Origin of the sequence: Paenibacillus sp. FSL R7-0179, assembly GCF_038002265.1 — a bacterium.
GTDB lineage: Bacteria > Bacillota > Bacilli > Paenibacillales > Paenibacillaceae > Paenibacillus_AQ.
Window position 1 is genome coordinate 1541461 of the sequence record NZ_JBBOCC010000001.1, and the last position, 14880, is coordinate 1556340.

A 14880-nucleotide genomic window follows, 5' to 3' on the forward strand; every position below is an offset into this window, starting at 1 on the left:
CTATGCTAGCCTTCTGCCAGCTCATCCTCGGGATCAGCCGGAGGACGGTAGCTGCCGCGAATGACAGTGAACCACATCATTCCGAAACCAAACGCCCCGAACAGGGCAAGAAGCGCACCGGATTGATACATCGTCTGCGCGCCGAGAGTCTGATACATCCAGCCGCCGAGAACCCCGCCGAGAATGCCGGAGATCCCGCTCCAGGTGAGCGTGTAGAGAGCCTGTCCCGAGGAACGGTAAGGCCTTGGCACCAGCAGCATGGTCAGCTGGGTTCCGACATAGAAGAAGCCGCCGAAGGTGATGGAGTGCAGCACCTGAATAAGTGCGACCTGCAGCGGAGTCGTTGCATCGGCCATCAGCCACCACCGCAGGAAGAACAGCGCGCTGACCAGCGTGAGCGAGGCTAACAGGACAGAGATTTTGCGCCGTAGAATGTAATTGCACAGGAGCAGCACCCCCATCTCCAGGATGGAGGACAGGAACACTGCGAGACCGATCATGGTCTTGCTTCCGCCCAGCTCCGTGATGTACAGTGACACAAAGGTGTTATTCATCGTATTCGGAATCGAGACCAGAATGCCGAAGAGGATGAAGCACAGGAAGAACGGATTATGGAAGATTTGGCTCATTCCCTTGAAGGGCAAGGGGGCGATTCCGATCGAATGGTCCAGCTTCGGCAGCATAATCAGTGCAATCATCGCCGCACAGAGCAAGGAGGCGAACAGATAGGACAGCACAGAGATGCCGGCCCATTCAATCACGGGACCGGCAAGGATGGCAGTGAACGCCCAGCCAAGCGACCCCCATAGCCGGAAAGAGCTGAATTTGCGGCGGGTTCCGTCAATATAGCTGAGAATCATCGTGTTGCTCTGGGCGAACAGTGGCCCTTGGAAGAAGTAGAAGAACAGAATGGATATGTAGATCATTTCATATGTATTGGCCTGAAAGACAAGCTGGGACAAGACCAGCGTTCCTGTCAGCATGACGAGGACAATCCGCCGGATATTCTGATACCGGTCACTCCAGATGCCCCAGAAGGGGTTGGCAACAATGGAGACCAGTGCGCCTACAGACATCAGGCTCCCGATCTCCAGCTTATTCATTCCTACATCCTGAAGATATAAGGGAAAGAAGCTGGTGAAGAGGACAACCGTTCCATATACGAAGAAGTTGAACCATTTCAGAGAGGTGAAAGACAGCTGCTTATCGAGATGATCCCGCAAACTTTGCACTCCTTTCCCGTTAGGATGCCCTGTATTCTTGCTGTGGCCGCCTTAGGTTGCCGCTGATATCACTGTAACATTTGTTGAAAAGGGATACAAACCAACTTTTATAGGGAATTACAAATCAATGGCAAAATATCTGTTTAACTTCAGTTTACATAGGCCAGTTATTCTGGGTTCTAAGGCGGAGGCGGGGCCCCACTGCTCCAACCATCTATCTGCCGGAAAAGGGGATTTCTTATGAAAAACAAGCAAGCACCGCAGAAACAGGGGGCGGCCATGAAGCCGTTCCTGAAGCTGCTGCATGAAACCAAGCCATCTTACCTGCTGCTGGCGCTGGCCCTTGGCCTCAGCATCATTTCGACCCTCGTCGGTCTGGTGATTCCCATGTTCACGAAGAATCTGGTGGACGGCTTCTCGCTGGCTTCTGTCAGCAAGCTGCAGATTGCCGGCATTGCCGGAGCGTTCATTGCGCAGACCGTGGCCGGCGGAGTCTCGATTTACCTTTTGAATGCTGTCGGGCAAAAAGTCGTGGCCGGACTGCGTGACAGGCTGTGGCGCAAATTTCTGGTACTGCCCGTATCCTACTATAATGAGAACCGGACAGGCGAGAGCGTCAGCCGGATGACTAATGATACAGGAATTCTCAAGACACTGATCTCGGAGCATCTGGCCAGTCTGTTCACCGGACTCATCTCTATTGTCGGCTCTGTCCTTGTGCTGTTCTATCTGAACTGGAAAATGACGCTGGTGCTGTTCACGGTCCTTCCGTTGTCGGCGCTGATTCTGGTGCCGCTGGGACGGCAGATGTACAAGATCTCCAAGGGCACGCAGGACGAGACGGCCTCCTTCACCGCTGTGCTCAGCGGCGTATTGTCCGAGATTCGGCTGGTGAAATCCTCGGGAGCGGAGCAGAAGGAGTATGAAGCCGGACGGCAAGGAATTATGAACCTGCTGGGCTTCGGAATTCGTGAGGGCAAAATCAGCGCCCTGATCAGCCCGCTGATCTCCTTCGTCTTCATGATGCTGCTGGTGGTTATTATCGGCTATGGCGGGATGCTGGTATCCTCCGGGGCGCTCACTGCCGGTGAACTGGTCGCCTTTATTCTGTATCTGATTCAGATTATTATGCCGCTGACACAGCTGACACAATTCTTCACCCAGCTCCAGAAGGCCAAGGGTGCCTCCGAGCGGATCATTGAGACCTTTGAAGCAGAGGAAGAGGTATATGAAGGTGTGGAAGAGGCTGAGGGCACAGAGGGGCCAATTGCGGTGGAAGACCTCAGCTTCGGATACAAGGCGGGGGAGAAGGTCCTGAGCAAGGTAAGCTTCACTATGCAGCCGGGGCAGGTGACAGCCATTGTCGGGCCGAGCGGCGGCGGTAAAACAACTCTGTTCTCGCTGCTGGAACGGTTCTATGAGCCGCAGAGCGGAGTCATCCGGCTGGATGGCAAACCGGCGCCCGTGTTCTCCCTGAAATCCTGGCGGAAGCGAATCGGTTATGTCTCTCAGGAAAGTCCGCTGCTGGCCGGTACCATTGCCGAGAATCTAGGATACGGGCTGGACCGCGAGATCAGCCAGGAGGAGCTGAAGCGGGCTGCGGCCATGGCCTACGCGGACGGCTTCATTGAAGAGCTGCCGGACGGGTACAACACGGATGTCGGGGAGCGCGGGGTGAAGCTGTCCGGCGGACAGCGGCAGCGGATCGCCATCGCCAGAGCGCTGCTGCGCGATCCAAAGATTCTCATGCTGGATGAGGCTACCTCAAGCCTGGACAGCCAGTCGGAGGCTGTGGTGCAGAAGGCACTGGGCAATCTGATGCAGGGCCGGACCACGATTGTGATCGCCCACAGATTAGCTACGGTGGTGAACGCGGACCAGATTATTTTCATGGAGAAGGGCCGGATTACCGGCAAGGGCACGCATGAGGAGCTGCTGAAGGATCATGAGCTGTACCGTGAGTTCGCCGAGCAGCAGCTGCAGCTGAACACACCCGAGCTTCTGAGCCAAGAGATAGAGGAGGGTTCTACAGACTATGGTCAAAATATTGGTAGTGGACGACGATCCGCATATCCGCGAATTGGTGGGAGTGTTCCTGAGAGCTGAAGGGATGGCCGAGGTACTGAGCGCTTCTGACGGAATGGAGGCGCTGCGGCTGCTCGATGAGAGCGTGGCGGATATGGCAATCATTGATATTATGATGCCGAATATGGACGGCTGGGAGCTGTGCCGGGAGCTGCGCAAGCATTATGATTTTCCGATACTGATGTTGACGGCCAAAGGGGAGACCTCGCAGATTGTCAAAGGCTTCGAGCTCGGCACAGACGATTATCTGGTCAAGCCGTTCGAGCCGCCGGTGCTGATCGCCAGGGTCAAGGCGCTGCTGAAGCGTTACCAGATTTCGGCCGCCCAGAGTGTTACCGTTGGCAGTCTGCGGATGAACCGTGCAACCTATGAAGTGCTTTCCGAGCATGGCGGGTTCACGCTGCCGCTGAAGGAATTCGAGCTGCTCTTCAAGCTGGCCAGTTACCGGGGGCAGACGCTGACCCGCGACCGGCTCATTGAAGAGATCTGGGGCTACGATTATGAAGGAAATGAGCGGACGCTGGATGTACATGTGGGCCGTCTGCGTGAGCGGTTTCCGCAGGAGCGGTTCGGATTCTCCATTCGCACGATCCGGGGGCTTGGCTACCGGCTGGAGGGATAGGCATGAAGCGCAGAATCATGAAGATATGGGAGAAAATCGGTATAGTTGGACCTATAGCCGGAATGTTGATTATGCTCTATATCTCCTGGAACGGGAGCTATTTCGGATCTAGACTGCTGGTCCGTCATTTCGGCTGGTCCTTCTCTGAATACGGGTATCATCTGTTTGTGATGGCGATGCAGATTATCATCTTTTTCGTCAGCGGGGCGATTATTGCCTTCGCTACACGCGGCAAGGATCAGAACTTCTATAGGCCGATCCTTACGGCTATGCGGCAGATTTCACAGGGCGATTTCAAGATTGAACTGGAGAACAGCGGCCAGTACCGCCAGTTCGGCGGGATTGTGGAAGGAATCAACGAAATGGCGAGTGAGCTAAGCCGGATGGAGCTGATGCGGCAGGACTTCATCGCAAGCGTATCCCATGAGATCCAGTCCCCGCTGACCTCGATCCGCGGGTTCGCTGCTGCGCTGCAAGAGGAGAACCTCAGTCCGGATATCCGCAAGCATTACCTGGATATCATTGAAGCGGAGAGCCGCCGTCTGTCCGGCCTGAGCGACAATCTGCTGAAGCTGTCCGTGCTGGACGCGGAGAGCTTCCCGTTCGAGCAGAAGCCCTACAGGCTGGATAAGCAGGTGCAGGCGATGATCCTGGCCGCAGAGCCGCAGTGGCTTGGCAAGGAGATTGAGGTAGAGGCAGAGCTTCAGGAGACCGCCGTGAGCGCGGTACAGGATCTGCTCAGCCAGGTATGGACCAACCTGCTGCATAACAGCATCAAGTTCACCCCGCAGGGCGGACGGATAACCGTCTTTGTGCGCAGCAAGGAGGAATGGGTGGAGGTGGAGGTCAGGGACAGCGGGATCGGCATGACCGAAGAGGAGCTGGAGCGGATCTTCGAACGATTCTACAAGGCGGACAAGTCCAGAAGCGTCAGCAGCGGAAGCGGAAGCGGTCTGGGCCTCCCGCTCGTAAAGAAGATCGTGGAGCTCCACGAAGGCAGCGTACAAGTAACGAGCCGTCCCGGAGAGGGGACGGCCTTCATCGTGCGTCTGCCGCAGCAGAGCAGATGAACCTGCCGTTGATGCGGAGGGTCCGCCCCGGCAACCCAGTCCGGGCTTTCAACGGCCAGGCGTCTGAACAGTTTAGCCCCTAACCATGACACACAGATGATGTTGTCAGGGTTAGGGGTTATTTGCGCATCCATATCCGCTTGAGAGACGATAGACGGCTGCGTTGCCTCCAGTCACAGTCCCCGCCGGATCAGCTCTGCCAGCAGGGGGAGACCCTGCTCCAGTTCAGCCGCTGAGGCATAAGCATAGGACAGTCTGAGATGCCGGACGTCGCTGCGGTCATACAGATCGCCTGTATTCAGCAGCAGTCCGGCACTTAGCGCTGCACTGAACAGCTTGCGCGGAGGGACGGCCTGGTGGAGAGACAGCCAGATATAGAAGCCTCCTGCCGGCACATTCCAGGTTGCCAGTCCGGTGCAATGGAGCTGCAGCAGTTCAAGCATGTGGCTGCGGCGCGCGCGCAGTCTGCCGCGCAGCACCTGCAGATGCTCCTCGTGATAACCGCCCGTAAGCCAACTGGCGGCCGCAAGCTGAGACAGGGAGCTTGCACCGTAATCACTCTGCATCTTGATGTCGGCCAGCCGCCGGACGACCGGCTCAGGGCCTACAATCCAGCCGATGCGCAGCCCGGGACTGACGGCCTTGGACAGGGTGCCGAGATGCAGAACCCGCCCCTCCTGATCCAGCGCCTTCAGCGGCGGCGGAGGCGGAACGTCCAGCCATAATTCCTGGTAGGCCCCATCCTCCAGAATGGGCAGCCCGAGTCGGCCTGTGACCTCCATCAGCTCCCGGCGGCGTCCGGCATCCATCAAGATCCCTGTAGGGTTATGAAAAGAAGGGATGCTGTACAGCATCGCGGCCTTACTGCGGACCGCTTCGGCGGCAAGCTGCTCCGGGATCAGACCACGCTCATCCATAGGCAGTCCGCTGAACTTCACCCCCGCAGACTGAAAGGCATGAATCGAATACAGATAAGACGGCTTCTCCAGCAGAATAGATGAGCCGCGCGGCAGCAGCCCGAGGGCAATGAGCTGAAGCCCCTGAAGGGCGCCGGAGGTAATCAGAATGGAGTCCGGTCCGGCGGTAATGCCGCTCCGGGCCAGTAACCGGCTGACCGCCGCCCGCAGCACCGGATTACCGAGCGGCTCTTCATAGGAGAGCGGAGGAAGAATACGCTGCGCGAGTCCAGCCAGCACCTCATTCATCGCTGCTCCAGGCAGCAGCTCAGGTGCAGGCTCACCGGTCCCGAGCCGAATCAGACCGGGCACATATTCGAGCCGGTTAATGTCCTGCACGGTAGGCAGGTTGGGATAATGAATTCCCTCCTCCACATAATCGTTCCAGTTGCCTGAGTATTGCCGCTCAGAGGGCTCCGCTTCCCCGGCTTCTCCGGACTGTCCGGCGGAACCACCGGAAGCCGGGGGCGTTGAACGCACGCCTGTAACTATCGTTCCGCCGCCGCGTCTGCCTTCGATCAGGCCCAGCGCGGTCAGCTGGCCCAGTGCGGTAACCACCGTACTGCGGTTCACTCCGAGCTGACGGCACAGTACCCGCTGCGGGGGCAGACGCATACCGGGAGGCCAGGCCCCGGTGCTGATCTTAGCGAGGAAGTGGGCTGAGATCTGGCCGTGAAGCGGCAGCGGAGAAGCCAGGTCCGGCTTCCAGGTGTCCGTCAGGAAGGAGAGGGTACCAGCTTGCTGCGTTCCAGGAGCTGCGTTCCGGGAAGCTTCCGTATGTACGGATGGGCCGGGCGTGCTTAAGTCTGTTGTAGGGTGGGGCCGTTGAGGTTGGGTCAAGAGTGGGCTCCTTCCGGGCGAATGATGTACAAAAGCGAACAAGCGAACACATTGTGCTTCAGCGCAGGCAAGCGGCCTGAATGTATGCGAAAAACCGAACACATTGCCCCCTCACAGCCGCTACTGACTAACATTATCTCTCATTTCGTTCTCTCTTTCTCGTTCCTTCTTTCTTCCAGTCTACCATGATTCCTCCTCTTTCATTCGTCTTGGTTGGTATGTGTCGCAGAACTTGGATGGTTACGGCAGCCACAATGGCAGGGTACGATCATTAGGCTATAACCGGAGGAAGTCTGAGAGGCTTGTTTATCTGGAAGCACTACTAGGAAGATATAAGGAGGAAAAGAAATGGTGCAGGCCATTCTACATGGGATGATCCTGGCCTTCGGGCTGATTCTGCCGCTGGGCGTGCAGAATATATTCGTCTTCAACCAAGGGGCACAGCATCCCAGATTCCGCAGTGTAATGCCTGTCGTACTGACGGCAGCGGTATGCGACACACTGCTTATCGCTGCGGCAGTCGGTGGAGTCTCCTTGGTCATTTTATCGCTGCGCTGGGTCACACCTGTTATATATGGCGCGGGTATTCTGTTTCTCGCCTTCATGGGCTGGAGAATCTGGCACTCTGCTCCGGCGAAGGATGAGTCGGGCCGGCTATCAGCGAAGGGACAGATCCTCTATGCGCTGTCTGTGTCCCTCCTGAACCCGCATGCCCTTCTGGATACGGTGGGCGTGATCGGGACCAGCTCGCTGCAATACGAAGGGGCGGTGCGCTGGACCTTCGCGACGGCGACAGTGGCCGTCTCCTGGCTCTGGTTCCTGGGTCTTGCTGCAGCGGGCCGCCAGCTCGGCAGGCTGGATGCTTCGGGCAAGGTCATGAGTGGGATGAATACCGTTTCAGCACTGCTGATCTGGGCGATCGCCGTCTACATGGGAGTTCAGCTGTGGGAGCTGTTACAGGCTAAGTGATCTCCCTTAAATTAGTCTTTACTCAATAGATCTGTTAATTCTTTAGAACTGCTTTCTTTTAATTTCACCATTTTTTCGCTATTACTATGATTAATCAAAAATCCACTTTTGGATTTAAAATCTAAATAAAGGCTGAATTTCACAACTTCGCTATCCGCGTAAGTAACATTCATTCGATATGTTGGTGGACCCACATCAACAGCCCCGCGTACTTTTTTCACAGTTCTTATAGCATCGCTGAATATTCGAATGCTATCGTTATCAATGTAAGTAGTTTCAGCTGTTTCGGAAATAAGACTGACGCTAATAATCTCAGGCTGTGGTCTGACTAAAATATATGTTAAAACAAGTAATAATAATGAAATTGAAATGATGCTGATTTTTCTCATAAACTTCAACTTCCCCCTTACTGAAAAAAGATGGAGACTGATTAATCAGTTCTCCCATAATAAACATAGTTTCATCCCTTATCCGTAAGGTTCGGCCAGCCCGTTGCCAAACTGTTTCGAATTCTTCACACTTTCGCGATATAGTTGTTTTATTTGACTCTATTCTATTGAATTTTCAAATCTGATCCCCTACTATTACAGATATAAACATAATGTTCTAAATTCTGGGATGTAGGAGGTGATGTTCCTTTGAAGCCTGCAGTCATGATTCGAGACCAGCTTGCAGATTATTTAACCCAGCATGACATGTCCATTAATCAGTTCGCCATTAGATCCGGTATTAATTCCGGAACACTGAGCCGGATCATTAATGGCCATCAGCCCATTGCCATGAGCCATCTGGAGTTAATCACTGCAGGAATGGGGCTTGGCGAAGATTTTTTTTACAGCTTGTATGTAGAGGAATGCTTCTATTATTCGTCACCGACCTGGCGGCGGCTTCGTCCGTTCATTGTGAAATGTGCGGAACTCGGGCGTACAGATTGTATCGAGTTGCTGGTGCAGAACTTGCTGGATAATCTGACGTATGTCCCCATGCTATACGAGGTTGCGGAAGGCTTGTTCCAGCAGGGCCACTTGGCGGCGGCGGCACTACTCTATGAGAATGTCAGCGCCAGCGAGAAATACCAGTATTCCGAACGCTTGGCTACCTGCCAATACCGCCTGTTCCAGATTGCCCTGGGTGATGATCAGAGCACGAACCTGCGCGCGGCCACGCTGTTCGAGAGCTACATCCCGCGGTTGAATGAGGCGGATCAGCTGGATGGGCTGAAGGATCTAGCCAATGTATATAGCTCGCTTCATAAATGGAACAAAGTCGAACATTTTGCCAATGAATTATACCGAATTGCTTCAATTCAATATAACTTACAATTTTCTTCGAACTGGAATCGGAACACGCTCAGGCATCCAAAAAGGCCAATATATGGTTACATATTATATTCTCATTTGCTAAAGTCTTTGGTTTGTGAAGAAGAAGGGAATTATGCAGAGGCCTTAAAGCTTGTATCCTTGTATGCGGACGGTAGTTGGATAAAAGAGCAAACTGAGGAAGCCGAGCAGACCATTGCTCAATTTCAAGAGTGGGCTACGGCAAACAACTATTTGTACCGTATCATGGATGGTGAGCAAGAAATAATAGCAGAATATGTTGAATATATTTCAACAAGAGAGAGTGAAATTTTCACAGGATTATTCAGGATTATTCAGGCTGCAAATCGTTATGAATGGAATGTTGACCATATTTTATTAAGGTTCGATGAACATCTGCCATTACGAGATTATTCCAACCTGTTTGGTGACTATCATAAACAAGTAACGTTAGACCACTACGCACAGTTTCTAATTGAATTAGCAACTTACTACTTACAGCACAATCGAACTGAAGGGGTCCAGACTGTACTACAGAGTCTTCTGTTCTCTATCCAAATTAACAGTGAATTCAAGATCATTAAATGTATAGATTTATTTGAACAGCACCGTGATAGAGCTAATCACGAACAAAAGAACCAGTACAAAAATTACATTAGTGAGGTGCGAAACCATTATGAGAAGAAAAGGAACACTACTCCTAGTCTTGTGTAGTACAGTATTAATGCTCGTTGCTCCAGTGGCATATGGTGAACCAGTCAATACCAATAATACAGGTAAACTTTCAGTGCTGGTTGAACCAACGGGACATGGACATGGTGGATATTGAGAGAAGTCTCATATCAGCGTTTATTTAAAATAAAATAAGATTAGAATGGACGCTCCAGAGTCGGTGGGGCGTCTTTTTTATGGACAACTCTTATCGCCTCAGAGCTTTGCCAATATATTCACTTTAACAGATAATGCAATCAGTCCAATATTTTGTAGTTTTACATAAAAATCTATAATGTTGCATAAGGAGGCGGGATTCCCATGCATAGTCCAGCAATCGTTAGAATTCGTATAGAGCAAGCTAGAAGTATGCTTCATAAATTACATATTCAATATGGCGGTTTCAATCATCCGGAGGTCTTGCGGCAATCCGTAGTGCTGGATGAGTTGCTCAATGCCTACGATAATGCCTATCGGATGAACAAGCGGCCGCCTGCTTAAGCATTGATCTGGAAAATAACTAAAATTCAAATATAAAATCCAACGGATACGTGTATAAAAAAGGTGGTAACTGAAGTGGAGCATACAGTCAAAATCCGGGACGAGATAGCGGCGTATCTCACAAAACATAAATTGTCTATTAATCAGTTTGCGATTGCCAGCGGAATTCATTCCGGCACACTCAGCCGGGTCATGAAAGGCCAGCAGTCCTTGGCGATGAATCACCTGACCCGCGTGACCAGCGGGATGGGGCTGCCGGAGGATTACTTTTACAGTCAGTATGTGGATGAATGTTTATACGATTCGACACCGACCTGGCGGCGTTTACGGCCGTTCCTGCTGCAATGTGCGGCGTTATCGCGTCTGGATTGTATTGAGCGGGTGGCGCAGAATTTACTGGATAACCTGCTGTATGCACCGCTGCTCTTCGAGGTTGCGGAGGAGTTATTTGAGCAGAAAAACTGGCAGGCCGCAGCATTAATCTACGAAAATGTGGGAGCCAGCGAGAAATACCAGCATTCCGAACGGCTGGCGCTCTGCCAGTATCGGCTCTTCCTGATTAATCTGGGCGATGATCCGCAGAAAAATCTAATCGCTGCTACTTTATTAGAGAATTATGTCGATAAGCTGGACGAAGTCAATCAGTTGGATGCGTTGAAGCAATTGGCGGATATCTATCTTGCGCTTCAGAAATGGGACAAGGTATCTGAGGTTGTAGAAGAAATGCTCCGAGTGGCTTCCGTCCATTATGACCTTCATGGTGAATCAGGCCGTAGGCATAGAGATCATAAGTTATATAAAAGGCCTCTGTACACATATATATTATATGCTCAGCTTATGAGATCCTGTATTTATGAAGAGATTGGAGATTACAAAACTGCACTCGACATGATACCTATATATATGGATCATAGCTGGATACGGGAAGATGACGAAGAAGCATGGCGTATTAAGGCTCAATATATAGAGTGGGGAACGGCTAATACGTATCTTTACCGCTTAATGGATGGGCAGATTGAGGTTCTTGATGCATATGTCGAATACATCGCAAATCACGAAAATGAAATATTCATGGCGCTGTTCAAGATCGTTCAAATGGCTAATCAGTATAAGTGGGACGTGGATCATGTTTTACAGAGATTTGCGGATTACATTCCTTATCGGAAGATTTACAGTATCTTTGGTGAACATAACAAATTCCTCCATGAAAAAAACTACACCCAATTCTGCAGCGAACTGGCAACCTACTATTTATCCCGCAGGCGGTACAAAGGCGATGATGTGATTATGCAAAGCGTAGACTTATCCGCCAAATTAGACAGCGAGCAGCAAGTGATCCGGGGGACCATATCCGTCGATTTCGAGATTGCGATATCGGATGTTCCGAAGTCGGGCTGATGTGTATTCAGGATTGGTTTTAACTATAGATTTTCCTTATATAAAGTCTGAGATCCTTCAAGGAATCTCAGGCTTTATGCGTTGGACAGCATAGAATTATTATAGATTTCCAAAAATGAGATATTATTGAGACCATTATGAGAACTTTCCACAGGCAGTCTAGCCTATGATGGATAAATAGGTTTCTGAAGTGTGGGAGGAATAAAGAATGAACAATAAAAGAAGATTATTGGCGAGTGTCGTATTAATAGAAATATTGTTAGTTGGTTGTAGTCGGGTTAGTAACATATCTTCTTCTGATCCAGCCCAGACCGCCAGGCCGCCTGTGACTGAGCTGGTCCAAACCGAAAATGCTGATAACGATCCAGGAGAGAAGGACAATCCAGAGGAGCAACAAGGTGAACTGTTAAGTTACACCGATGAGCAAAAAAACGAAATCCTTACTGCTGCGAAGAAAGCTGGACTTAGTAAAGTGTACATACCCACAATTGGCTTGGGTGTTGATGACTACCTGCATAGCGTTAAGGCCGAAGAAAATGAAGTTAATCTCTCGTTCATTCGTGGTTTAATTACGGAGTCCTCCAGAGAGCTTGAACCGTTACATGAAATTGAAACAACAAGAAAAGTTCAGCTTACTCAAACCATAACGGGAAATTGGATTAAGGAAAAAGGGGACCAGGAGTTTATATATTTTGAGGTTGATGGAATTTACTTTAGCATGAAATCTGCCAAGGATATTGATCCAGAGGCTTATGAAAAGGCGGTTGCTTCAATGACTGTGTTGGAGTAGCTTAACATTTGAACTATGAATCTGCTCTACTTAAACAGGCCCATGAACTTGTTCATGGGCCTGTTACATTTGTCTGCGTCCTACCCGCCAATCTGAGACATACGGCGGGCGGTGGGCGTGTGGCTCTGGGCTTTGTGCTCCAGGGCCAAGGCCATTTCATGGTTATGCGGCTTGTTGCCGAGCGCCTGGCGGAACAGGGCCTGCACCGCCGTAGGGTCGCTAATCAGCGGGCGCACATTATATTCGTCCTGCCAGTACAGGCAGGCTTTGATGTTGCCGTCGGCGGTCAGGCGCAGCCGGTTGCAATTGTCGCAGAAATGCTCGCTGACCGGGTGGATCAGCCCGAAGGTGCCCTTCGCGCCGGTGACACGCCGGTTCTGGGAGGGGCCATTCCCAGAGGGCATGTCGGCCTCCTCAGTGGTCCAGCCAGCTTCCTTGCAAGCCTCTACTACAGTCTCCAGCGGCAGATAGGTCTGCCGCCAGGCATCGCTGGCGCTGCCAATCGGCATGTATTCAATGAAGCGCACATTCAGCGGGCTATTCAAGGTCAAGGCGATGAAATCCTTGATCTCGTCATCGTTAATGCCCTTCATCAGCACGACATTCAGCTTGATCGGGGACAGGCCAGCGGCTTCAGCGGCTTCAATTCCCTTCAATACCTTGGCGACATCACCGCCGCGGGTAATCATCGAGAAGCGCTCCGGCCGCAGCGAATCCAGGCTGATATTCACCCGGGACAGCCCGGCCTGCTTCAGGATAGCCGCTTTGGCTGGCAGCATCAGGCCATTCGTAGTCAATGATATATCATCGATGCCAGGTATGACGGCGATCATGGAGACCAGCTTCTCCAGATTCTTGCGGACCAGCGGCTCGCCCCCGGTTAGCCGGACCTTCCTCAAGCCCAGCGGGGCCAGCGCCTTCACCACAGCGGCAATTTCCTCGTAACTCATAATCTCGTCCTGCGGCTGGAATTGCATTCCTTCTGCGGGCATACAATAGATACAGCGCAGGTTGCAGCGGTCTGTAACCGAAATGCGGAGGTAATCATGTATGCGTCCAAAAGGATCAGTTAGCGGCTCCATAACGTTGCTCCTTCACCTGTTCATTTTAGTTTAAATTTTAAAGAAAGCTTTCCGCTGCGTCAATGCACAAGCAGACAACCTAAAGCATAGGGGGACAGAAGGCCAAAGCAGCATCCTAATTATGACAAAAGTGCGACAATTACCGGGAATGGTCATAGAATGCTCACCGAAAGCGTTTAACATATTCGATATAATTTAGGTGCGGAAGATTCAAACTTTAGATACTTTTACTTTTGCGAAGCACAGCTATGATACCGGAAGGCTCAGGCGGCAATCCCTAAGGATAACCCGGGCATCCGGCAAACTAAGTAGGGAGGATTTGCAAAATGACTATACCAACTGTTCCATCGCTTGTTGTGCCGGAGGCTTGCAGCCGCTGGCTGGAGAGTCGGGGATTAATATATCAGCTTCTGGTGGACTTCTATGGAAGAAAACCGTCTCTCTCCCTGGTCGCCCAGTGGAGCCGTAACCGTGAGATGAGTGTTGCTGCAGAGATGACCGAAGGCGGCCGTGAGTTGAAGCGTTACTTGTGCAGCCAGGAGCCATCCATGCTCCCGGCCATCTGCGAGAAAGAGAAGCTCGAATACAAACGTCTGATGAATGAACGCGCCGTAAGCTCCTTCGTAGCCCGTGAAGCGGCTCAGCTGGGCCGTGAGGAAGAATTCTGCAATGTGCTGTCGGATGTGTACGCTTCGGCAGGCATTGTCTTCAAGAAGTGCAGCGGCGAAGCCGACGACCATATTGCCATTGAGCTGGAATTTATGGCGGTGCTGCACGAGCGGATGCTGTACAACAGCTTCTCAATCCGCAGCGCGATGGAGCTTCTGGAGATTCAGGAGAAGTTCCTTGAAGAGCATCTGCTGAAGTGGACTCCACAATTCTGCGAAAGAATGAACGCTGCCACCGACAGCCCGCTCTATCTGGGACTCAGCCATATGCTGGAGGAATTCCTGCCGCAGGATCTGCACATGCTGCGTGCCTGGAAGGCTTCGCTGGAGAGCAGCACAGCAGCCATGGCGTAATAAGTACACATACTCAAGGCGCCCTTCCATCAATCGGAAGGGCGCCTTTTTCTGCTCGCGGGGTCTTGAATTTAAGCTTTCACTTTATAGGTTTTGATTGAAAGAAAATACAAAAAGCGTGTAGGATCGGAGGGGGATTTTGGAACTGTAGGAGCGGTAGCGTCCGCCTTTGTCTCCGGATTTCTACCGCAACAAGCGGTACCATCAAGAAATCTGGAGACAACAGCGGCCGGAAGTCCAAATATCCACCGTAGTGACGTCTGAGCTTTACGCTATGTTCTTACGATCACTC

13 protein-coding genes are annotated in these 14880 nt (G+C 51.7%); 9 read left to right on the top strand and 4 right to left on the bottom strand.

What is annotated here, in order from left to right:
• Positions 1-5: 5 nt before the first annotated feature.
• Positions 6-1223, bottom strand: a complete 1218-nt coding sequence (locus tag MKX63_RS06765; RefSeq protein WP_341016091.1) for an MFS transporter — start codon at positions 1221-1223, stop codon at positions 6-8.
• Between the two features lie 240 nt (positions 1224-1463).
• On the opposite strand from MKX63_RS06765, the gene MKX63_RS06770 reads away from it, so the two are divergent.
• From MKX63_RS06770 to MKX63_RS06780, 3 genes are read left to right on the top strand one after another with little or no spacing between them, the layout of a single operon-like run.
• A complete protein-coding gene (locus MKX63_RS06770) occupies positions 1464-3329 on the top strand; it encodes an ABC transporter ATP-binding protein (RefSeq protein ID WP_341016092.1) in 1866 nt (621 codons plus the stop codon).
• On the top strand, positions 3259-3930 hold the full coding sequence (locus MKX63_RS06775; RefSeq protein WP_341016095.1) for a response regulator transcription factor: 672 nt from the start codon (positions 3259-3261) through the stop codon (positions 3928-3930). Before MKX63_RS06770 ends, MKX63_RS06775 begins: the two co-directional genes overlap by 71 nt.
• A gap of 2 nt (positions 3931-3932) precedes the next feature.
• Entirely contained in the window at positions 3933-5000 is a 1068-nt protein-coding gene (locus MKX63_RS06780; protein WP_341016096.1) for a sensor histidine kinase, read from the top strand.
• Positions 5001-5173: 173 nt separating this feature from the next.
• Here the strand turns inward: MKX63_RS06780 and MKX63_RS06785 are convergent, their stop codons facing one another.
• Complete coding sequence (locus tag MKX63_RS06785) at positions 5174-6676, bottom strand: aminotransferase-like domain-containing protein (RefSeq protein ID WP_341018546.1); 1503 nt, start codon at positions 6674-6676, stop codon at positions 5174-5176.
• Positions 6677-7144: 468 nt separating this feature from the next.
• Here MKX63_RS06785 and MKX63_RS06790 point away from each other — a divergent pair, with 468 nt between their 5' ends.
• Positions 7145-7765 (top strand): LysE/ArgO family amino acid transporter, encoded by a 621-nt coding sequence (locus MKX63_RS06790; protein WP_341016097.1) that lies wholly within the window; start codon positions 7145-7147, stop codon positions 7763-7765.
• A gap of 11 nt (positions 7766-7776) precedes the next feature.
• On the opposite strand, the gene MKX63_RS06795 is transcribed toward MKX63_RS06790, so the two are convergent.
• Entirely contained in the window at positions 7777-8154 is a 378-nt protein-coding gene (locus MKX63_RS06795) for a hypothetical protein (protein ID WP_341016098.1), read from the bottom strand.
• A gap of 249 nt (positions 8155-8403) precedes the next feature.
• On the opposite strand from MKX63_RS06795, the gene MKX63_RS06800 reads away from it, so the two are divergent.
• The 4 genes from MKX63_RS06800 (at position 8404) to MKX63_RS06815 (ending at position 12484) form a co-directional block, all read left to right on the top strand.
• The gene (locus MKX63_RS06800) at positions 8404-9798 is read left to right on the top strand and encodes a helix-turn-helix domain-containing protein (RefSeq protein ID WP_341016099.1); all 1395 of its coding nucleotides are present in this window, start codon (positions 8404-8406) and stop codon (positions 9796-9798) included.
• Positions 9799-10116: 318 nt separating this feature from the next.
• Positions 10117-10296: an aspartyl-phosphate phosphatase Spo0E family protein gene (locus MKX63_RS06805; RefSeq protein ID WP_341016100.1), complete on the top strand. Its 180-nt coding sequence runs from the start codon at positions 10117-10119 to the stop codon at positions 10294-10296.
• 75 nt (positions 10297-10371) lie between these two features.
• Positions 10372-11694 carry a helix-turn-helix transcriptional regulator gene (locus MKX63_RS06810; RefSeq protein ID WP_341016101.1) on the top strand — a complete coding sequence of 441 codons (1323 nt, stop codon included), beginning with the start codon at positions 10372-10374 and terminating at the stop codon, positions 11692-11694.
• A gap of 208 nt (positions 11695-11902) precedes the next feature.
• Entirely contained in the window at positions 11903-12484 is a 582-nt protein-coding gene (locus tag MKX63_RS06815; protein WP_341016102.1) for a hypothetical protein, read from the top strand.
• Between the two features lie 80 nt (positions 12485-12564).
• Here MKX63_RS06815 and moaA read toward each other — a convergent pair whose 3' ends face one another.
• Positions 12565-13566 (bottom strand): GTP 3',8-cyclase MoaA, encoded by a 1002-nt coding sequence (gene moaA / locus MKX63_RS06820; RefSeq protein ID WP_341016104.1) that lies wholly within the window; start codon positions 13564-13566, stop codon positions 12565-12567.
• 326 nt (positions 13567-13892) lie between these two features.
• Between moaA and MKX63_RS06825 the strand changes: the two genes are divergently transcribed.
• Positions 13893-14588 carry a TorD/DmsD family molecular chaperone gene (locus MKX63_RS06825; RefSeq protein WP_341016105.1) on the top strand — a complete coding sequence of 232 codons (696 nt, stop codon included), beginning with the start codon at positions 13893-13895 and terminating at the stop codon, positions 14586-14588.
• Positions 14589-14880: the final 292 nt, after the last annotated feature.